The sequence below is a fragment of the Hyphomonas sp. genome (assembly GCF_016125515.1).
GTDB lineage: Bacteria > Pseudomonadota > Alphaproteobacteria > Caulobacterales > Hyphomonadaceae > Hyphomonas.
This window is the reverse complement of the sequence record NZ_WGLO01000012.1, coordinates 66,067-86,554: the sequence shown is the minus strand read 5'-3', so window position 1 is coordinate 86,554 and position 20,488 is coordinate 66,067. Positions and strand designations below refer to the sequence as shown.

The window sequence follows — 20,488 nt, the reverse complement described above, 5'->3', positions numbered from 1 at the left end:
CTGATGCCGGTCGAAGACGTGTTCTCGATCTCGGGCCGCGGTACGGTTGTGACCGGCCGCGTCGAGCAGGGCATCATCAAGGTCGGTGAGGAAATCGAGATCGTCGGCATCCGTCCGACCGTCAAGACGACCTGCACGGGCGTTGAAATGTTCCGCAAGCTGCTCGACCAGGGTCAGGCCGGCGACAATATCGGCGCGCTGCTGCGCGGCGTTGAGCGCGAAGGCGTGGAACGCGGCCAGGTGCTCTGCAAGCCGGGCTCGATCACGCCGCACACGGTGTTCGAAGCCGAGGCCTACATCCTGACGAAGGAAGAGGGTGGCCGTCACACGCCGTTCTTCACCAACTACCGTCCGCAATTCTACTTCCGCACCACGGACGTCACCGGCATCGTGAAGCTGCCGGCTGACAAGGAAATGGTTCTGCCGGGCGACAACGTGAAAATGGACGTCGAGCTGATCAACCCGATCGCCATGGACAAGGGCCTGCGCTTCGCCATCCGCGAAGGCGGCCGTACGGTCGGCGCCGGCGTCGTGTCGGAAATCAAGAAGTAAGACCCCCGAGACTCCCTAAACCGTCCAGACGATGTGGACAGTTTGTGGACCGGCAAAACGATCAGGGCCGCCCCGCAACGGGCGGCCCTTTTTGTTGCGCTAGTCGGGCAGGATGAAGCGCAGGATCGATTTCATCATCGCGGGGGTGCAGAAGGGTGGAACGACCGCGCTAGATTCCTAACTGCGCCAACATCCCACAGTTTCGATGGCGAAAAAGAAGGAGCCGCACTTCATCTACAAGCGCCCGAAGACCGGTCTGGCGCCGCTCGACCGGGCACTCTGCCACCGCCTGTTCGACTGGCGCGCCGCGCGCGGGCTGTCTGCTCGGAGAAGCCACGCCGATCATCAGCTGGTGAAACGGCGCCCTGCAGCGGGTCTGGTTCCACAATCCCGACATCAGGCTCATCCTGCTCCTGCGCGTCCCCGTCGAACGCGCTTGGTGCCGCTACCGTATGGGACCGCCGCCGAGTCCGAGACCCCCCTTTAAGTGAGGCGGTCCGCAGGGAGAGGGAGCGCGCGCCGGGAGCTGCCGGATCAGGACCGGGAGCGGTCGTATCTTTCTCGAAGCTATTACGCGCCGCAGATCCGGGAATTGAAGCGCTTCTTTGCCAACGAACAATTGTTGTTCCTGCGGAGTGAAGACCTTTCCGATAACCCGCATCGGGTGCTTGAGGTGGTGTGCGGGTTTCTCGGTCTGGCTTGCCATGACTTTGATGTGAGCGGGCGACCGAATGCGGCGCCTAACGTGCAGGCGCTGCCAGACCCGGACCGAAGGTTCCTGAGACGGTTGTTCCGCAATGATGCCGTCGAGACGCAGGCGTTGCTGGGCTGGGAACGCAACGTGTGGGGCCCCTGAGCGCCCCGAAATCGGTTCTGGGGCTGGCCTTTCGGCTTGCAGCCGGGCCAGAGTTGGGGCAAACCGCCGTCAGGCCTGAAGGGGTATAGCTCAGCTGGTAGAGTGGCGGTCTCCAAAACCGCAGGTCGTGGGTTCGAGCCCCTCTGCCCCTGCCAGGCCGATCGACGTTTTTCGTACGCCGTTCTCCCGTTTTAATATTCCGGTGCGGCCTGCGGGACGGTCCAGTTTACTGATCCAGCGATGCCAGGCCTTCTTCTGCGATGGCGCGTTGGACGTCCGTTGCGGACTTAAGGATCGCTTCAAGCGCCAGGCGATGAGCTTGGGTCAAAGCCTCCTCGGCCGGAGTTTTGATGTCCGGCTGAACGCCAACGCCTTCCCAGTTTTCGCCGGTGATTGTGTTCGACACGACCTGCATCGGAATGAAGGCGACAAAGCCGCCCGCCAAGGGCAGGAATCCGCCCGGATTGGCTGCGCCATAGGTTGTTTCGCCGACCAGCGTTGCACGGCCCATCGCCTGAAGATCGTAAGCAAATTCTTCAGCGCCGGACCCGGTCTCCTGGTCGATCAGGACAAAGACCGGCTTTGCGGTGAAAGCGGGGGTTTGCGGTTCAGCGTAGAAGGTGTGCTCGCCCGCCGGATTGGACGTATCCAGCACGGTCACGGTCGGTGTGCGTTCGGTGACGAGATGACCGATCACGTTCGCGACCCCTGCGGGTTCACCGCCCGGCGCGCTGCGGACATCAATGATCAGCGCACCCGTATTCGTTAGAATGCTCATTGCCGCTGCGAGCTTTTCCGTGACCGGCGGGGCATCGAGAAACATGTTGATGCGCAGGTAACCCACATTGCCGGCAAGCCAGCGGATTTCCGGTATTTCTGCACCGCGCAGCCGCACCTCTTCATGGAAGGCAGCAATCTCTTCCGGGGAAGGGCCTGCTTCGCTGAAGCCCGCAACGATCTCCGCTCCCATGTACCGGACCCGGAAATGGCGATCATCCACGATGGGATTGATCTGGGTCTCGATGAGATCAAGGAGGTCTGCGGCGGTCCGGGCGTCCCGGAATGTGCCCTGTTGTTCCAGGGCTTCGATCCTGCTTGCCGCAGCCACACCGCGATCCTCGAAGGCGAAGCGGCCGCGAAGAACCTCGGCGAGTGAGAGCACAACTGCGCTGCTTTCGGCGCTGCTCATCTCGACAAGGGCCGGGTCTGCAGGTGGGCCGGGCTGGGCAAGGGCGGTGGTGGGGATGAGTGCGAGCATGGCAATTGCTGCCCAGAAATGCGATCGGAAATGTTTGGCCACTTGCGGATCTCCGGATTGTTTCAATGCAGGAGATGCACCCAACGTGGCCCGTGGATGCAGGGATGTGAGATTTATTTCGGCGCCACGCGGCGTGCCCCCCCTTGTCAGACGAGGCGGAGCGCCCGAGACCTTGCCGGGCCTGACGGGGAGTGCCGCCCATGACCGATGTGAAACAGCCCTGGTGGCGCGGCGCGGTGGTCTACCAGATCTATCCGCGTTCCTATCTCGACACCAATGGCGACGGGATCGGCGACCTGCCGGGCATATCCGAAAAGCTAGGCTACATTGCCCGGCTCGGCGTCGATGCCATCTGGATCTCGCCGTTCTTCCGCTCGCCGATGCGGGATTTCGGCTATGACGTGTCGGACTATTGCGACGTCGACCCGATCTTCGGGACGTTGGCCGATTTCGATGCGATGCTAACGCAGGCCCACCGGCAGGGGCTGAAGGTCATCATCGATCAGGTCTATGCCCATACGTCCGACGACCATGCCTGGTTTGCCGCGAGCCGGGCCTCGCGGGACAATCCGCATGCGGACTGGTATGTCTGGCGCGACCCGAAACCGGATGGCACCCCGCCCAACAACTGGCAGTCCGTATTCGGCGGCGCAGCCTGGACCTGGGATGCCCGGCGCCAGCAGTATTACATGCACAATTTCCTCAGCAGCCAGCCGCAGCTCAATCTGCACAAACGTGAAGTTCAGGACGCCCTGCTGGCCGCTGCTAAGTTCTGGCTCGACCGGGGCGTGGACGGCTTCCGGCTCGACGCGATCAATTTTGGCATGTTCGATCCCGAGTTCCGGGACAATCCGCCCTGGCCAGCGGAAGGGCGCGCGATCACCCGTCCGTTCGACCTGCAGCACCACATCCATAATCAGTCCCATCCGGACATTCCGGGCTTCCTTGCCCGTGTGCGGTCCCTCGTGGATCAGTACGGTGCAGTGTTCACCGTTGCCGAGGTCCCTGGGCCTGATCCTTTGCCGGAGATGCGTGCATTCACGGAAGGTGACACGCATCTGAGCTCTGCCTACAGCTTTGACTTCCTCTATGCACAGCGACTGACTGCGCGCCGGGTGAAAGCCTCCCAGTCGAACTGGGCGGGACCTTTTGGCGAAGGCTGGCCGTCCTGGGCGTTTTCGAACCACGACGCACCGCGCTGTGTCAGCCGCTGGTGCCCGCCGGGGGCAAACCGGGCCGCGTTTGCGAAGCTGACCAATGCGCTGCTGCTGTGCCTGCGCGGCAATCCCATCCTGTATCAGGGGGAGGAAATCGGCCTTCCGCAGGCGGAAGTAGCGTTCGAGGACCTGCAGGATCCGGAAGCCATAGCAAACTGGCCCCGCACGCTCGGCCGGGACGGGGCGCGGACACCGATGCCCTGGTCGAAAGACAATGCCTTTGCGGGCTTTTCCGAGCACAAACCCTGGCTGCCGGTCGGGCAGGGGCATGCCGAACTGTCGGCGGCCGAGCAGGAGGGCGATGCGGATTCCGTGCTGAACTTCACGCGCCGGTTCCTGTCGGTCCGGTCCTCATCCGGCGCGCTCCGGACCGGCGACGCGTCGTTCGCCGACGTGCCTGAGCCGTTGCTGGCAATTCGCCGAATGGCCGGCGATGAGACGGTGCTCTGCCTGTTCAATCTGGGAACGGACGATCAGGCCCTGCCATCCGGGCTTGCGGAAGGCTTTGTGTGCCTCATCGAAGCGGGCGCCGGTGCTGACATGCCAACGGCTCTGGGGCCGCACGCGGTCTGGATTGGGCGGAAGATCTGACGCGGTCAGACGAGGCTGCACGATTCCCGCACGATGAGTTCGGTGGGCAGGCGTTCAGACCTGAGCGTCCCGGTTTCGCCTGCCGAGAGCAGTTTTGACACCATCAGCCGTCCCGCCTGACCCATGTCCTGCGACACGGTAGTCAGCGACGGGCGCGTGTAAGCGGACAGCTGGATATTGTCATAGCCGACCACGGCTACATCCTCGGGCACCTTGCGGTTGGCTTTCAGCAGGCTGCGGATGGCGCCGAGGGCGATCAGATCGCCGGCCGCGAAGATACCGTCAAATGCAAGGCTGCGCCCGAGCAGGCTGTCCACAGCGGCTTCGGCGAAGCTGATCTCGAACTGGGCCGGCACCGCCAGCGCCGGGTCCACCTCCATCCCGGCGCGTCGGTGGGCCTCGACATAGCCCTGGTAGCGCTGCTGCACTTCCGGCGCGGCCATGTCGCCCAGGAAGGCTATGCGGCGGCGGCCGAGATTGAGCAGGTGCGAGACCGCGCGGGTGCCGCCGCGGATATTGTCCGACCCGACCGAGCAGTATTTCTGCCCCGGCAGTTCGGCGCCCCAGACGATGAACCGGTTCTCGGTTTCGGCCAGACGGTTGAACCGCTCGTGCAGCAGGGTCTGACCGAAGAAGATGACTCCATCGGCGCGGTTTGCGGTCATCAGGGAATCGAGATCGTCCTGCGATTCTGGAGCGAGGTGAGAAATCAGCAGGTCGCAGTCCGACGAGCGGGCGGCTTCAGCGATGCCGCCGATCAGTTCCTGGAAGAACGGATCCGACACCCGGCTCTGGCGTGCGGTTGGTGTCGGGATGACCACGGCGATGGTTGCCGATGCGCCCGAGAGCAGGGCCGGCATGGAGGGGCGGAAATGGTAATTGTGCTCGCGCGCGATCTTCCAGACGCGGCGCTTGGTTTCATCATTGACCGCCGGGCTGTTGTTGAGAGCCCGCGACACGGTCGCGATCGACACGCCGGCGATCGACGCGAGATCCTCGAGTCTCGTGCGGCTGGACATTTCCGGAAAACTCCCCCATAGAATACAACGTTGTCATTTGTGCAATGACACTGTTGAGAGATCATTCTATAGTTGGTGTAAAGATTTGCAAAACGATTTGGGGTGGAACACTGCATCTCGCAGATGTCAAATAAACTGTTGCAATAACAACAACATAGAAGCCTTCCGGCAGAAGGTGGCGCACGAATGCTTGCAATTGAAGCGGGTGCGCTACGAGGTTGACGGGGTCGAAAGCCGCTTGCGGCACGATCCGGGGCTTGCGAGGAACTAGAATGGCCAAGTTCGTACCTGTCGATCCGTTCGACATCGTGATTTTCGGCGGCACCGGCGATCTGTCGAAGCGCAAATTGCTACCCGCCCTGTTTCACCGCTGGCTGGATGGGCAGATCCCGCCCAACAGCACAATCATCGGCTCGGCGCGGTCCGAGCTCGCCGATGCCGGCTACCGCAGGCTTGCGCGCGAGGCTTGCGAGGCAGCGTCCGGCAAGGACTGGGACGCCAAGGAATGGGCGAAATTCGAGAAGATCATCTATTACGCCGCTATCGATGCGACCGACCCCGGCGCCGACTGGGGCCCGCTGCGCAAGAGACTGAAGACCGAAGCGGAACGGCCGCGAGTCTTCTACCTCGCGACGTCGCCGCATCTTTATGTCGACATCTGCCGCGCGGTCGGAAAGGCGGGGCTCGCCTGCGAGGCGTCGCGGGTGGTGCTGGAGAAGCCGATCGGGACGGATCTTGAGTCGGCGCGCGCCATCAATGACGGCGTCGGCGAAGTGTTCACCGAGCGCCAGGTGTTCCGGATCGACCACTACCTGGGCAAAGAAACGGTCCAGAACCTGATGGTGCTGCGCTTTGCCAACACGCTGTTCGAGCCGCTCTGGTCGCACAACTTCATTGACCACGTTCAGATCACCGTGGCGGAGAATCTCGGCCTTGAAGGGCGCGCGGATTATTACGACCGTTCCGGCGCATTGCGCGACATGGTGCAGAACCATTTGCTCCAGCTGCTGTGTCTGACTGCCATGGAACCGCCCAACAACCTGGGCGACGACGAAATCCGTACCGAGAAGATCAAGGTGCTGAACGCGCTGGGCGAGATTTCGCCGGAGCAGGTGAAGAAACAGACCGTGCGCGGGCAGTACACGGCAGGTCTTTCGGGCGGCAAGCCGGCGAAAGGCTATCTGGAAGAGCTATCCTCAGCGACCGGCAGCAAGACCGAAACCTTCGTTGCCGTGAAGGCCGAAGTGAAGAACTGGCGCTGGGCGGGCGTGCCTTTCTACCTGCGCACCGGCAAACGGATGTCTTCGCGCCATTCCGACATCGTGATCCAGTTCAAGGCCGCGCCGCACAACATCTTCGGCCAGGGGGTCGACAGCGTGAACCGGCTGGTGATCCGTCTGCAGCCGGATGAAGCGGTGCGCCTGTTCGTGCAGATCAAAGAGCCCGGCCCGGGCGGGTTGCGCGTCAAGTCCCTGCCTCTAAACCTCTCTTATGCGGAGAGCTTCACCTTGCGCTATCCGGACGCCTATGAGCGCCTGCTGATGGACATCGTGCGCGGAAACCTGTCGCTGTTCATGCGGCGTGAGGAGGTCGAAGCGGCGTGGCGCTGGGTGGATTGCCTGATCGAGTCCTGGGAGACGAGCGGCTACGAGCCCGAGGCCTATGCGGCGGGTACGGACGGTCCGCTGGCGGCGGCTATGCTACTAGACCGCGACGGACGAAGCTGGTGGAAGGAAGGATAGGCGCGATGGCGCCGGCCCTCACGGAACATCTGTCGCGAGCGGCAGCGTCGCAGGCGGCTGCGGCCCTGGCCGTGGCGAGCCTGGGCGCGGCCATACTGGCGCGCGGAAAGGCGAGCCTGTTGGTGTCGGGCGGTTCGACACCCGTTGAAATGTTCGAGCGTCTGGCGTCCGCGCCGCTCGACTGGTCGTGCGTTACGGTTGGGCTGGTGGATGAGCGTTGGGTGGCGCCGGATCATCCGGATTCGAATGAACGGCTGGTGCGCGCGCATTTGCTGCAGGGCCCTGCGCGCGCGGCGGCGTTTGTTGCCATGAAGACGCCGGAGGATAATCCTGCGGCGGCGGCGGCCGATAGAAGCGCGGCGTATGCGCCGCATTGCAGTCCGGCGGACTTCGTCCTGCTCGGCATGGGCAAAGACGGGCACACGGCCAGCTGGTTTCCGGGCAATCCCGCGCTTGCACAACTGGTATCTCCGCCGGACGGCGCCTGCGTTGCGGCGGTCGAGGCGCCGGGCGCAACGGTGCCGCAGCGGATGACGCTGACGGTGCCGGCGGTCAACAGCGCGCGGCGCGGCGTGCTGTTGATCTTCGGCGCGGCCAAACGCGCCGTCTTCGAAGCGGCCGCAATGGCCGATCCCCTGCAATGCCCGGTACGCTATGCTATGGATGGCATGGGCAACCGGCTCGCAATCCATTGGGCTCCCTGAATGACCGTGAAACTCAATCCTGTCGTCGAAGAAGTCACCGCGCGTATCGAGGCGCGCTCCCGCGAGTCGCGGGCGGCCTATCTGGACATGATCCGTTCGCGGAGGCCGACGGCGTTCGCCCGATCCCGGCTGACGGAAGGCAATCTTGCGCACGCTTCGGCGGGCTGTGCGGTCATCGAGAAGACGCAGATCCTGGGTGCGGGATGGCCGGTGATTGGCATCATCACCGCTTACAACGACATGCTGTCAGCGCATGCGCCGTTCGAGTCCTATCCGCAACTGATCCGCGATGCCGCGCGCGAGGTGCATGCGGTGGCGCAGGTGGCGGGCGGTGTGCCGGCAATGTGTGATGGAATCACGCAGGGCCAGGAAGGCATGGAACTGTCGCTCTTTTCCCGCGACGTGATTGCCATGGCCTCGGCCATCGGCCTGTCGCATGATGCTTTCGATGCGGCGATGCACCTCGGTGTCTGTGACAAGATCGTGCCGGGCCTTGTGATTGCGGCGCTGCGTTTCGGCTGGCTGCCGTCGATCTTTGTGCCGGCCGGCCCGATGCCGTCCGGTCTGCCCAACCCGGAAAAAGTCCGTGTCCGGCAATTGTTTGCGGAAGACAAGGTCGGCCGCGAAGCGTTGCTGAAGGCGGAAGCGGAAAGCTATCACAGCCCGGGAACTTGCACCTTCTATGGCACGGCGAACTCCAACCAGATGCTGATGGAAGTGATGGGGCTGCACCTTCCGGGCGCCGCCTTCCCGAACCCCGGAACGCCGCTGCGAACGGCGTTGACCCGGGCTGCAACGCAGCGGGCGGCGGCGATCACGGCGCAGGGACAGGATTACCGCCCTGCGGGAGAGCTAATCGACGCGCGGTCCATCGTGAACGGGATTGTCGGGCTGATGGCAACCGGCGGCTCGACCAATCATGCGCTGCACATTCCGGCCTTCGCGGCGGCGGCGGGCTTGTCGGTGACGCCGCAGGACTTTGCGGACCTGTCGCACGTGACGCCGCTGCTGGCGCGGATCTATCCGAATGGCGCGGCGGACGTGAACCATTTCCATGCGGCTGGCGGTATGGGGTTCCTCGTGGCGCAGCTGTTGTCGGCAGGCCTGCTGCACGGCGATGCGCAAGGCGTTGCGGGGCCGATTTCGGAATATGCGCAGGAGCCTTACCTGAAAGACGGCGCGCTGGCCTGGCGCCCGGCGCCGGAAAGCAGCGGCGACGAGGATGTGCTGCGTCCGGTCGACAACCCGTTCTCCGCCGATGGCGGGATGCGCCTGATGGACGGCCCGCTGGGCGAGGGTGTGTGCAAGGTTTCCGCCGTAAAGCCGGCGCAGCGCCTTGTCGAAGCGCCGGCACTTGTATTCGACTCGCAGGACGCGCTGAAAGAAGCGTTCGAGGCCGGGCAGCTCGACCGGGATTTCGTGGCGGTGGTCAGGTTCCAGGGGGCCGCAGCCAACGGTATGCCCGAGTTGCACGGCCTGACGCCGGTGCTGGGTGTCTTGCAGGACCGGGGGCACAAGGTAGCGCTCGTTACGGATGGCCGGATGTCCGGTGCCAGCGGGAAGATCCCGGCGGCGATTCATATCTGCCCGGAAGCGGCCCATGGCGGGCCAATCGCCCGGGTACGCGACGGGGACGTGATCCGTCTTGACGCAGCGGCCGGGCGGTTGGAGCTGAAGGTCGATCCGGCAGAGTTTGCAGCCCGCGAGCCGGCCCCGTTCCGGCCTAACCGGGCGCCGATGGGGCTCGGACGGGAAATGTTTGACCTGTTCCGGCTGAACGCGAGCAGCGCGTCGGCCGGCGCAAGCCCGTTCAACTTCCTCGGTTTGCGGAGTTAGGTTCGTGCTGCTGGTGGGAGATGTGGGCGGAACGCATGCCCGGTTCGCCATCGCGAGCCGGCAAGGGGGCAGGTTCGTCATTGAGAAATTCAAGGTGCTTGAGGGCGACGCTTACGCGACCTTTGACGACGCCTTGGCGGCCTATCTCGGTTCGGCTGAAGTCCAGCCGGACGCCGCCTGCGTTGCGATTGCCGGGCCTGTGCGGGGCGGGAAGGGACACCTGACGAACCGGGACTGGACCGTGTCGGAGCAGGCGCTGCGCGTGCGGTTCGGGATTGCCCGGGCGCTGGTTGTGAACGATTTCCTTGCGATGGCGCGCTCGGTTCCTGAGCTGCCGGCCGAGGCCTTCGAGGCGCTGCTTGCCGGCGAGCCTGTCGCGGGCGCGCCTGTTCTGGTGGCTGGGCCCGGGACCGGCTTTGGCGTGGCGACCTTGCTGCCCGACGGCGACCATTGGCGGGTCATTTCCGGCGAGGGCGGGCATATGGCCTATGCACCACGCACCGCTCAGGAGCACGAACTGGCCACGCTACTGGCGCGCGAGCATGGGTATGTTTCAAACGAGCTGGTGGCCTCCGGCAGTGGTCTGGAGGAGGTGCACGCCGCCTTCTGCGAGATGTATGGGGTGGCGTATGCGCGAATGTCGCCGCAGGAGATGCGGCGACGGGCGGATGCTGGCGAGGCGATCTACCAGGCGCTGATCGAGGTTCGGGCGCTGGCGGTGATGGGGGCGGTCGGTGATCTTGCCCTCGCCAACGGGGCGCTCGGCGGCGTGGTGCTCGCAGGGGGCGTCACGGAACGGATCGCCGATTTCCTGAAGACGCCCAAGGCGCGGACCCGGTTTGTGTCGCGCGGCCCCATGAGCGAGTACCTCGCGGATTGCCCGGTTCGGCTTCTGCACGCGCCGGCGGCCGCGCTGGTGGGGGCTGCGGCGCATTTTGCGCAGGTTCAGGGGATTTGAAGGGCCCGCGACGGCTGCCCTAAACCCGGACAAGCGTGACGCACCGCCGCACTTGGGTGCCCGTGAATTGGGACCTGAGGCAAGTATAGTGGAAAACCGCAGAGTCGGAGCGCCGTTCGAGTTGCGCACCACTGAAAACCGTCCTAATCGGGCGACCGTTGGCTCTGTACCTGGAGGTACCAAGCATGTCCGAAGTCGAAAGCCTGGCCCTGGACTACCTACCCGTGATCTTTTTTCTCGTGATCGGGGCGGTGATTTCCGGCCTGTTCGTGGTGGGATCGGTGCTTCTGGCGCCGTCCAAGCCCGATCCTGAGAAGAATTCCGCCTATGAGTGCGGGTTTCCCGCCTTCGATGACGCGCGCATGAAATTCGACGTGCGATTCTATCTCGTAGCGATCCTGTTCATCATTTTCGACCTTGAGGTCGCCTTCCTGTTCCCCTGGGCGGTGAGCCTCGGCGAGATCGGCATTCTCGGCTTCTGGTCGATGGTTGGCTTCCTGGGCGTCCTGACGATCGGGTTCATCTACGAATGGCGCCGCGGCGCGCTGGAGTGGGAATGATGTCGGACTACAAACCCTACGCGCTGAGCGGTGCCCGGGCAGGCGTCGAGGGCGGCTACAAGCCGGGCAACGACGATCCGTTCTATTCCGGCCTGTCCGACCAGCTGGCCGACAAGGGCTATTTCACTGCCGCCGCCGACGACCTGATCACCTGGGCCCGGACCGGCTCGCTGATGTGGATGACGTTCGGCCTCGCGTGCTGCGCGGTCGAGATGATGCACGCCGGCAACCCCCGCTATGACCTTGAACGGTTCGGCATGGCGCCGCGCGGGTCGCCGCGCCAGTCGGACGTGATGATCGTCGCCGGCACGCTGACCAACAAGATGGCCCCCGCGCTGCGCAAGGTCTACGATCAGATGCCGGAGCCGCGCTACGTGATCTCTATGGGTTCGTGCGCCAATGGCGGCGGCTATTACCATTACAGCTACAGCGTCGTGCGCGGCTGCGACCGGATCGTGCCGGTCGACATCTACGTACCGGGCTGCCCGCCGACCGCCGAAGCGCTCGTGTACGGCTTCCTGCAATTGCAGAAGAAGATCCGCCGCGAAGGCTCGATTGAACGGTAAGGACGCATGACCCCCAACGTCGAAAACCTCGAAGACCTCGCCGCGCATATCGAGAGCCGGATGCCGGACGCCGTGCGTTCGACGCAGATCCGTGTCGGTGAGCTGACCGTGCTGGCCGAGCGCGACCACATTCTGTCGCTTCTGCGCTTCCTGCGCGATGACCAACAATGCAATTTCGAAACGCTGATCGATATCTGCGGCGTGGACTATCCCGAACGAAACGAGCGATTCGAAGTGGTCTACCATCTCCTTTCGATGCGCATGAACCACCGCATCCGGATCCGTATCCGCACCGATGAAGAGACCGCTGTGCCGAGCAGCGTGGCGGTCTGGCCGGCGGCCAACTGGTTCGAGCGTGAGGCGTTCGACATGTACGGCATCCAGTTCTCGGATCACCCGGACCTTCGCCGCATCCTAACCGATTACGGCTTCGAGGGTTTTCCGCTGCGCAAGGACTTCCCGCTGACCGGGCATTATGAAGTGCGCTTCGACGATCTCGAGAAGCGCGTCGTCTATGAACCCGTGAAGCTGACGCAGGAATACCGCAACTTCGATTTCCTCTCGCCGTGGGAAGGCATGACTGCCGAACTCCCGGGCGACGAAAAGGCCGGCGGAGGCAACTAAAACCATGGCTGATACCGCCCACATCATCGACGAAGAAGACCGCAAGTTCACACTGAACTTCGGGCCGCAACACCCGGCTGCGCACGGCGTGCTGCGCATGATCATGGATCTCGACGGCGAAGTCGTAACCCGGATCGACAGCCATATTGGCCTCCTGCATCGCGGCACCGAAAAGCTGCTGGAATACAAGACCTACCTTCAGGGCATGCCGTATTTCGACCGGTTGGATTATTGCTCGCCAATGAACCAGGAACATGCCTGGTGCCTCGCGATCGAGAAGCTTCTGGGTGTTCAGGTCCCGCGCCGCGCCAGCCTGATCCGTGTGCTGTATTCCGAACTTGGCCGGATCATGTCGCACCTCCTCAACGTCGGTACCGGCGTGATGGACGTTGGCGCGCTGACGCCGATCACCTGGTGTTTCGAAGAGCGCGAGAAGCTCTGCGTGTTTTATGAGCGTGCTTCGGGCAGCCGTATGCACGCGGCCTATTTCCGCCCGGGGGGCGTGCACCAGGACCTGCCGCAGCGCCTGATCGACGATATTGCAGTCTGGTGTGAACAATTCCCGGGCAAGCTCGACCAGATCGAGTCGCTCGTCACCGAGAACCGCATCTTCAAGCAGCGCAATGTCGATATCGGCATGGTGGACCAGCGCACGATCATGGAGTGGGGTTTCTCCGGCGTGATGGTGCGGGGCTCCGGCCTCGCTTGGGACCTGCGCCGCGCGCAGCCTTACGAGTGTTATTCGGAACTGGATTTCAAGATTCCGGTCGGCAAACACGGCGACAATTACGACCGCTATGTCTGCCGCATGGAAGAGATGCGCGAGTCGACCAAGATCATGCAGCAGTGCATCGAGCTGCTGAGCAAAGAAGGCCCTGGGCCGGTGCTGATGGCGGGCTCCAAACTGTCGCCGCCGCGCCGCGCCGAAATGAAGAATTCGATGGAAGCGCTGATCCATCATTTCAAACTGTACACGGAAGGTTTTCACGTTCCGGAAGGCGAGTGCTACGCCGCCGTCGAAGCGCCGAAAGGCGAGTTCGGGGTCTATCTCGTCGCGGATGGCACCAACCGGCCTTACCGCGCGAAGATCCGTGCGCCGGGTTATCCGCACCTGCAGGCGATGGATCACCTGTGCAAGGGGCACATGCTGGCCGACGTCTCTGCCGTGCTCGGCACCCTCGACATCGTGTTCGGGGAGATTGACCGGTGAGCACGTCTGCCGAGCTCGTCCAGAGACAACTGGACGCCTACAACAACCAGAGCATTGATGCCTTTCTCGCGTGCTACGCGGACGATGCCGTACTGGCGGGTCTGAACGGCGATGTCACGCAGGTCGGGCTTGCGGCCATCCGCAAGCGGCACGAGGATTTGTTCTACGAGTATCCGCGCAACCATGCCAAGCTGGTCAACCGGATCGATCTCGGCACGACCGTGATCGATCACGAACGGGTCGAGCGTGCGCCGGGCGGTGATACGTTTGAGGTGGCGGCGATCTACACGATCCGCAACGGCAAGATTGCCCGGGTCGATTTTGCGCGCGCAGGAGCCAATTGATGGCTGTTCTGCCGGAGCAACGTCTGTCGATCATCACGCTGGGGGTCAAGGACCTGCCGGCGATGATCCGCTTCTATACGGACGTTCTCGGGCTTGAAGACCGCGGCATGAAAGGCGAGATCGCCTTCTTCAACATGGGCGGCGTCGTGCTTGGCCTGTGGGACGAGATTAAGCTAGCCGACGATGCCGGTGTAGCGAGCGATCGCGAGGGCGCGTTCAAGGGTTTCGCGCTGGCCTTCAACGCGCGCAGCGAAGCGGAAGTGGACGCGATTTTTTTGCGCCTGGCCGCCGCCGGTGTTGCGGTGACCAAGGCGCCGCACAAGGCGCCGTGGGGCGGCTATTCCGGATATTTTTCAGACCCTGAAGGAAACGCCTGGGAAGTGGCGTTCAATCCTTTTTGGCCGATAGACGAGGCGGGGCATGTAAGCGTGCCGGCGCCGAAGGAGCGATAGATGGCCTTGCGCCGGTTTGACATCGAGGCAGGCGGAGACAGTTTCGCCTTCAAGCCCGAGACTGAAGAGAAGATCGCGTTCTGGCGCGGCAAATATCCTGCGGACAAGCAGCGTTCGGCTGTGATTCCGCTGCTGTGGCTTGCGCAGAAAGACAATGGCGGCTGGCTGTCCGAGCCGGCGATGCGCGAAGTCGCAGACCGTCTGGAGATGCCGTACATTCGTGTCTATGAGGTAGCGACCTTCTACACGATGTTCCGCCTGCAGCCGGTGGGCAAGTTCCACGTCCAGCTTTGCGGCACCACGCCGTGCCAGCTGCGCGGCGCTGAGGCGCTGAAAGAGGTCTGCACCAAGGAAATCGGCAAGCCGATGTACGTCACCGACGACAAGCGCCTGTCGTGGGAAGAGGTCGAGTGCCTGGGCGCGTGCGTGAATGCGCCGATGGCGCAGATCAACGACGATTTCTACGAGGACCTGACGCCGGAGTCGCTGTCGGACATTCTCGGTCGTCTGCGCCACGGCGCGGATGTGACGCCGGGCCCGCAGATCGACCGGGTCAACAGCGCGCCTGAAGGCGGCACCACCGTACTGACCGATCCGAAACTGTTCGACGGCAGCCGCGCCAGCTTGAGCGCGTTGCCGAACCTTCCTGCGCCTGCCGCTGCTGCACCGGCGCCGGCGCCGACACCTGCTCCTAGACCGGAACCTGCCGTCGCAGCGCCTGCGCCGAAGGATGACCTGAAGCGCATCAACGGCGTCGGGCCGAAGTACGAACAGATGCTCTACGACATGGGCATCACGCACTACTCGCAGATCGCGACCTGGTCGCAGGAGACGGTCGACAAGACCGAAGAGCTTCTGGGCTTCAAGGACCGGATCGACCGCGAGAAATGGGTCGATCAGGCGAAGCTGCTGGCAGCCGGGAAATTCGATGAGCACGAACGTGAATTTGGCCAGGGGAAAGACTGATGTTGCAGGATAAAGACCGCATCTTCACGAACCTCTACGGTCTGCATTCGCCGGGGCTGGAAGCTGCGAAAAAGCGCGGCGCCTGGCATCTGACGAAAGAGATGCTGGATCAAGGGCCGGACTGGCTTTGCGACCAGATCAAGGCTTCGGGTCTGCGCGGGCGCGGCGGCGCGGGTTTCCCGACTGGCCTGAAGTGGACCTTCATGCCGAAGGAAGTGCGTGACCGTCCGCATTATCTCGTCGTCAACGCGGATGAGTCCGAACCGGGCACCTGCAAGGACAGGGAGATCATGCGCCATGATCCGCACCTTCTGATCGAAGGGTGCATGGTGGCGAGCCGAGCAATGCGCGCCCACAAATGTTATGTCTACATTCGCGGGGAATACATCGCCGAGCGCCATGCGCTGGAAGCGGCCGTCAAGGAAGCCTACGAGGCCAAGCTGATCGGCCAGAACAACGTCAATGGCTGGGACTTCGATCTCTATGTTCACCACGGCGCCGGCGCGTATATCTGCGGCGAGGAAACTGCGCTGCTCGAAAGCCTTGAGGGCAAGAAGGGCCAGCCGCGTCTGAAGCCGCCATTCCCGGCCAATGCCGGGCTCTATGGTTGCCCGACGACAGTGAACAATGTCGAGTCGATCGCGGTCGTGCCGACGATCCTGCGCCGCGGCGCGCAGTGGTTTGCCGGCTTCGGCCGCCCGAACAATTCGGGCACCAAGCTGTTCTGCATTTCCGGCCATGTGAACAAGCCGTGCAATGTGGAAGAAGAGATGTCGATCACCTTCCGTGATCTGATCGAAACGCATTGCGGCGGCATCCGGGGAGGATGGGAAAACCTGAAGGCCGTAATCCCGGGTGGTTCGTCGGTGCCGATGGTGCCGGCCGAGCAGATCATGGACGCCTACATGGATTTCGACACGCTGCGGGACCTGAAGTCGGGCCTCGGCACGGCGGCCATCATCGTGATGGACAAGCAGACCGACCTGATCAAGGCGATCGCGCGCCTCGCATACTTCTACAAGCACGAGAGCTGCGGCCAGTGTACGCCGTGCCGCGAAGGCACGGGCTGGATGTGGCGCGTGATGGAGCGGATGGTGAAGGGTGAAGCCACCCATGACGAGATTGACACGCTGCTCGATGTGACGAAGCAGGTGGAAGGCCACACGATCTGCGCTCTGGGCGACGCGGCGGCCTGGCCGATCCAGGGGCTGATCCGCCACTTCCGTCCTGAAATCGAAGAACGCATCAATCGCTACAGGCTGCCGCGCGCCATGGTGCAGGGCGCGACAGTGGCGGCGGAGTAGGGGCCATGTCAGACACGTTCAAAGTCAACATCGACGGCCAGGAACTTGAGGTTCCGAAATCCCACACGCTGATGCAGGCGTGCGAGGAAGCGGGCGCGGAGATTCCGCGCTTCTGCTATCATGAGCGCCTGTCGGTGGCGGGCAACTGCCGCATGTGCCTCGTCGAGTGGGAAGGCGCGCCGAAGCCGATTGCGTCCTGTGCGCAGCTGGTGGGCGATCTGCGTCCGAACCGGGACGGTTCCGCGCCGGTGATCCGCACCAAGGGCGCCTATGTGGAAAAAGCCCGCAACGGCGTGATGGAATTCCTGCTGATCAACCACCCGCTGGATTGCCCGATCTGCGATCAGGGCGGCGAGTGTGACCTGCAGGACCAGGCGGTGGCCTATGGCCGCTCGACCAGCCGCTATGACGAGAACAAGCGCGCGGTTGAAGACAAGTATATGGGCCCGCTGGTCAAGACGATCATGACCCGCTGCATCCAGTGTACGCGCTGCGTGCGCTTTGCCGCCGAAGTCGCCGGTGTCGAGGAAATCGGCATGATCTCGCGCGGCGAAAGCGCCGAGATCACGACCTATCTCGAAAAGTCGCTCACGTCGGAACTCTCCGGCAACGTGATTGACCTTTGCCCGGTCGGCGCACTGACGTCGAAACCCTATGCCTTCAACGCGCGTCCCTGGGAGCTGCGGGAAACATCGTCCGTCGACGTGATGGATGCCATGGGCGCTGCGATCCGGATCGATGCAAAGGGTGACGCTGTGATGCGTATCCTTCCGGAGACGAATGAAGAGATCAACGAAGAGTGGCTGTCGGACAAGTCCCGGTTCGTCTGGGACGGCCTGGCGCGTCAGCGGCTTGATCGCCCTTACGTGCGCAGGAACGGAAAGCTCGTGCCGGTCAGCTGGGCCGAAGCGCTGGAAGCTACCAAGTCGGCTCTGTCGGTCGGCGCGGACCAGATCGGCGTCGTGGCCGGAGACCTGATTGAAGTGGAGCAGGCCAAGGCCGCGCTGGACCTGTTCCGCAGCCTCGGCGTGAAGAACACAGATTGTCGTCCGGCCGGCGCCCAGTACGGCGCAGACGGGGTGCGTGAACGCTATATCCTCAATCCCACACTGATGGGCGTCGAGGATGCGGATGCGCTTCTGCTCGTGGGCACCAATCCGCGCGTTGAAGCGGCCGTATGGAACGCCCGCATCCGCAAGGCCTGGCTGTGGGGCGATCTGAAAGTTGCCATCATCGGCGAAGCCGCAGACCTGACTTATCCCTATGAACATCTCGGCGTGTCACCTGACGCGCTCAACACGGATGCTGCGCGCGCGTTCCTGAAGAACGCTAAGAAGCCGATGATCGTGGTGGGCGAAGCGGCGGCATGCCGTGCTGACGGGGCGGCGATCCTCGCTGCGGCCCACAATCTTGCGCTGGAGAGCGGCGCGATTGCTGACGGTTGGGCCGGTTTCGGCATGTTGCATACGGCGGCTGGGCGTGTCGGTGCGCTGGATGCCGGCTTTGTTCCGGCAGACGGCGGTAAGGCGACCGCTGAAATCCTGGGCGGCGGGCTGAAAACGTTCGTGCTGCTGGGCGCTGACGAGGTGGACTTGTCCGCACTGGGCGCCGCAACGGTTGTTTATGTCGGTTCGCACGGCGATGCCGGGGCAACGCGCGCGGATATCGTGCTGCCGAGTGCGGCTTATTCCGAAATGAGCGCGACTTTTGTGAACACCGAGGGCCGGGTCCAGATGACCAACCGTGCGGTGCAGCCGAAAGGCGAGGCCCGTGAGGGCTGGGCCATTTTCCGCGCCCTTTCGGCGCTGGTTGGCAAGCCGCTGCCTTACGACACCGCGGACGCGCTCCGTGCGGTCCTGCGGGGCAAGGAAGGCGAGAACACGCCATTCTCCGGCCGGGGATATGCGCCGGGCGCCAAAGGGGTCGCCGCGCTCAAGGCCGGGCCAGCCGCAGCTTCCGGAAGCCTCGGAAACGAGCCGTTCAAGCGGACCATCGCGGACTTCTACCTGACCAACCCCATCGCCCGTGCCTCGCGCACAATGGCAGAGTGTTCAGCGCTGGCGACCAGCCTAGACACCGCGATGGCAGCGGAGTAGGGCGGCGCCATGAGTAATGCCATCGAGTCTTTGGGCAGCCTTTGGGGTCCGCTTCTGGTTCTCGGCCAGATCGGCCTGTTCACGCTTGTCCTGTTGCTGTCGATCGCTTTCCTGCTGCTGCTGGACCGTAAGATCTGGGCCGGGGTGATGATGCGCAAGGGGCCGAACGTGGTGGGCCCGTTCGGCCTTCTCCAGTCGTTCGCTGACTTCGGAAAATTCCTGCTGAAAGAGATCGTGATCCCGGCGGGCGCGAACAAGTTCGTGTTCCTCTTTGCGCCGATCCTGACCTGTACGCTGGCCTTTACCGCCTGGGCGGCCATTCCGGTTGCGCCAGGTACGGAGACAGGAACGACCTGGGTCATTTCGAACCTCAATGTCGGCGTGCTGTACCTCTTCGCCATCAGCTCGCTGGGTGTCTACGGCATCATCATGGGCGGTTGGGCATCGAACTCGAAGTATCCATTCCTTGGCGCGCTGCGTTCGGCGGCGCAGATGGTGTCGTATGAAGTCTCCATCGGCTTCGTGATCGTCACGGTCGTGCTGATGGTCGGCTCGATGAACCTCGCAGACATCGTGAACAACCAGGCTGGCGGCATGCAGAACTGGCACGCGTTCAGTTTCCAGAACTTCCCGCTGATCATCGTCATGCTGCCGATGTTCGTGATCTTCTTCATCTCGGCGCTGGCAGAGACGAACCGTCCGCCGTTCGACCTGCCGGAAGCAGAATCAGAACTCGTGGCTGGCTATCAGGTCGAGTACGGTTCGACGCCGTACCTGCTCTTCATGCTCGGTGAGTATCTCAACATCGTGCTGATGTGCGCAATGATGACGATCCTGTTCCTGGGCGGATGGCATGGCCCGATTGCGCTCGGCCCGGAAGCAACTGCGAACCTGCCGCCGCTGCTGCTGAGCCTGGCTGGCCTGTTCTGGTTCATGTTCAAGATCCTGTTCTTCTTCTTCCTGTTCGCGATGGTGAAGGCGATCGTGCCGCGTTACCGGTATGACCAGCTGATGCGTCTCGGGTGGAAGATCTTCCTGCCGACGTCTCTCGCGGCCGTCCTGGTGGTCGCCGGCTACGTCACCTATTTTGGAGTTCAGTCATGAGCCTCGCGCAAACCCTTCGCGGCGCCCTTCTGACAGATTTCCTCGGCGCCTTCTGGACGGCGACGCTGGAAATGTTCCGCCGCAAGGCGACCGTGAACTACCCGTTCGAGAAAAACCCGCTGTCGCCCCGGTTCCGGGGTGAGCATGCGCTGCGCCGCTATCCGAGCGGCGAGGAGCGCTGCATCGCGTGCAAACTTTGTGAAGCAATTTGCCCGGCGCAGGCGATCACCATCGAGGCCGAACCGCGCGAGGACGGCGCCCGCCGCACGACGCGCTACGACATCGATATGGTGAAATGCATCTATTGCGGCTTCTGCCAGGAGGCGTGTCCGGTGGACGCGATCGTGGAAGGGCCGAATTTCGAATTCGCAACGGAAACCCGTGAAGAGCTGTTCTATGACAAGGAACGCCTGCTCGCGAACGGTGACCGTTGGGAACGGCTTATTGCCAAGAATCTTGAGCTGGATGCGCCCTATCGCTAGGGCGCGCCGAAGCAGTCAACGCATCCCGGCCGGCGAGGGGCGCCTCC

At 63.2% G+C, this 20,488-nt stretch carries 20 protein-coding genes and 1 tRNA gene; 19 read left to right on the top strand and 2 right to left on the bottom strand.

All coding sequences use genetic code 11. The features are described from left to right. From GC148_RS11485 to GC148_RS11475, 3 genes are all read left to right on the top strand, one after another. A partial coding sequence (locus GC148_RS11485) for an EF-Tu/IF-2/RF-3 family GTPase (protein ID WP_291070895.1) occupies positions 1 to 552 on the top strand: 552 nt, incomplete at its 5' end. Between the two features lie 592 nt (positions 553 to 1,144). After that, positions 1,145 to 1,408, top strand: coding sequence for a hypothetical protein (locus tag GC148_RS11480; protein ID WP_291070894.1), 264 nt, complete (start codon positions 1,145 to 1,147; stop codon positions 1,406 to 1,408). A 79-nt stretch (positions 1,409 to 1,487) separates the two neighbouring features. Next, positions 1,488 to 1,563: transfer RNA gene (locus tag GC148_RS11475), tRNA-Trp, on the top strand. Between the two features lie 71 nt (positions 1,564 to 1,634). Here the strand turns inward: GC148_RS11475 and GC148_RS11470 are convergent. Continuing rightward, positions 1,635 to 2,666: a S41 family peptidase gene (locus GC148_RS11470; RefSeq protein ID WP_291070893.1), complete on the bottom strand. Its 1,032-nt coding sequence runs from the start codon at positions 2,664 to 2,666 to the stop codon at positions 1,635 to 1,637. A gap of 200 nt (positions 2,667 to 2,866) precedes the next feature. On the opposite strand from GC148_RS11470, the gene GC148_RS11465 reads away from it, so the two are divergent. Further along, positions 2,867 to 4,474 (top strand): alpha-glucosidase, encoded by a 1,608-nt coding sequence (locus tag GC148_RS11465; protein WP_291070892.1) that lies wholly within the window; start codon positions 2,867 to 2,869, stop codon positions 4,472 to 4,474. 5 nt (positions 4,475 to 4,479) lie between these two features. Here GC148_RS11465 and GC148_RS11460 read toward each other — a convergent pair whose 3' ends face one another. Continuing rightward, positions 4,480 to 5,493 (bottom strand): LacI family DNA-binding transcriptional regulator, encoded by a 1,014-nt coding sequence (locus GC148_RS11460; RefSeq protein ID WP_291070891.1) that lies wholly within the window; start codon positions 5,491 to 5,493, stop codon positions 4,480 to 4,482. Between the two features lie 272 nt (positions 5,494 to 5,765). Here GC148_RS11460 and zwf point away from each other — a divergent pair, with 272 nt between their 5' ends. The 15 genes from zwf (at position 5,766) to nuoI (ending at position 20,441) form a co-directional block, all read left to right on the top strand. Beyond that, complete coding sequence (gene zwf, locus GC148_RS11455; RefSeq protein WP_291070890.1) at positions 5,766 to 7,235, top strand: glucose-6-phosphate dehydrogenase; 1,470 nt, start codon at positions 5,766 to 5,768, stop codon at positions 7,233 to 7,235. A 5-nt stretch (positions 7,236 to 7,240) separates the two neighbouring features. Next, complete coding sequence (gene pgl, locus GC148_RS11450) at positions 7,241 to 7,939, top strand: 6-phosphogluconolactonase (protein WP_291070889.1); 699 nt, start codon at positions 7,241 to 7,243, stop codon at positions 7,937 to 7,939. Then, positions 7,940 to 9,775 carry a phosphogluconate dehydratase gene (edd, locus tag GC148_RS11445; protein ID WP_291070888.1) on the top strand — a complete coding sequence of 612 codons (1,836 nt, stop codon included), beginning with the start codon at positions 7,940 to 7,942 and terminating at the stop codon, positions 9,773 to 9,775. 4 nt (positions 9,776 to 9,779) lie between these two features. Next, positions 9,780 to 10,733: a glucokinase gene (locus GC148_RS11440; protein WP_291070887.1), complete on the top strand. Its 954-nt coding sequence runs from the start codon at positions 9,780 to 9,782 to the stop codon at positions 10,731 to 10,733. Positions 10,734 to 10,918: 185 nt separating this feature from the next. Further along, positions 10,919 to 11,293 (top strand): NADH-quinone oxidoreductase subunit A, encoded by a 375-nt coding sequence (locus GC148_RS11435; RefSeq protein ID WP_291070886.1) that lies wholly within the window; start codon positions 10,919 to 10,921, stop codon positions 11,291 to 11,293. After that, complete coding sequence (locus tag GC148_RS11430) at positions 11,263 to 11,859, top strand: NADH-quinone oxidoreductase subunit B family protein (protein WP_366063728.1); 597 nt, start codon at positions 11,263 to 11,265, stop codon at positions 11,857 to 11,859. Before GC148_RS11435 ends, GC148_RS11430 begins: the two co-directional genes overlap by 31 nt. 6 nt (positions 11,860 to 11,865) lie before the next feature. Next, the gene (locus GC148_RS11425; protein ID WP_291070884.1) at positions 11,866 to 12,483 is read left to right on the top strand and encodes an NADH-quinone oxidoreductase subunit C; all 618 of its coding nucleotides are present in this window, start codon (positions 11,866 to 11,868) and stop codon (positions 12,481 to 12,483) included. A 4-nt stretch (positions 12,484 to 12,487) separates the two neighbouring features. Beyond that, positions 12,488 to 13,693, top strand: coding sequence for an NADH-quinone oxidoreductase subunit D (locus GC148_RS11420; RefSeq protein WP_291070883.1), 1,206 nt, complete (start codon positions 12,488 to 12,490; stop codon positions 13,691 to 13,693). Beyond that, positions 13,690 to 14,037, top strand: coding sequence for a nuclear transport factor 2 family protein (locus GC148_RS11415; protein ID WP_291070882.1), 348 nt, complete (start codon positions 13,690 to 13,692; stop codon positions 14,035 to 14,037). The genes GC148_RS11420 and GC148_RS11415 overlap by 4 nt, the downstream gene beginning before the upstream one ends. Next, positions 14,037 to 14,489, top strand: a complete 453-nt coding sequence (locus GC148_RS11410) for a VOC family protein (protein ID WP_291070881.1) — start codon at positions 14,037 to 14,039, stop codon at positions 14,487 to 14,489. The genes GC148_RS11415 and GC148_RS11410 overlap by 1 nt, the downstream gene beginning before the upstream one ends. Next, positions 14,490 to 15,455, top strand: coding sequence for an NADH-quinone oxidoreductase subunit NuoE (gene nuoE / locus GC148_RS11405; RefSeq protein WP_291070880.1), 966 nt, complete (start codon positions 14,490 to 14,492; stop codon positions 15,453 to 15,455). After that, entirely contained in the window at positions 15,455 to 16,759 is a 1,305-nt protein-coding gene (nuoF, locus tag GC148_RS11400; RefSeq protein WP_291070879.1) for an NADH-quinone oxidoreductase subunit NuoF, read from the top strand. The genes nuoE and nuoF overlap by 1 nt, the downstream gene beginning before the upstream one ends. 5 nt (positions 16,760 to 16,764) lie before the next feature. Then, a complete protein-coding gene (nuoG, locus tag GC148_RS11395; RefSeq protein WP_291070878.1) occupies positions 16,765 to 18,855 on the top strand; it encodes an NADH-quinone oxidoreductase subunit NuoG in 2,091 nt (696 codons plus the stop codon). Between the two features lie 9 nt (positions 18,856 to 18,864). Next, complete coding sequence (gene nuoH / locus GC148_RS11390; RefSeq protein ID WP_291070877.1) at positions 18,865 to 19,959, top strand: NADH-quinone oxidoreductase subunit NuoH; 1,095 nt, start codon at positions 18,865 to 18,867, stop codon at positions 19,957 to 19,959. Beyond that, entirely contained in the window at positions 19,956 to 20,441 is a 486-nt protein-coding gene (gene nuoI, locus GC148_RS11385; RefSeq protein WP_291070876.1) for an NADH-quinone oxidoreductase subunit NuoI, read from the top strand. Before nuoH ends, nuoI begins: the two co-directional genes overlap by 4 nt. Positions 20,442 to 20,488 lie beyond the last annotated feature (47 nt).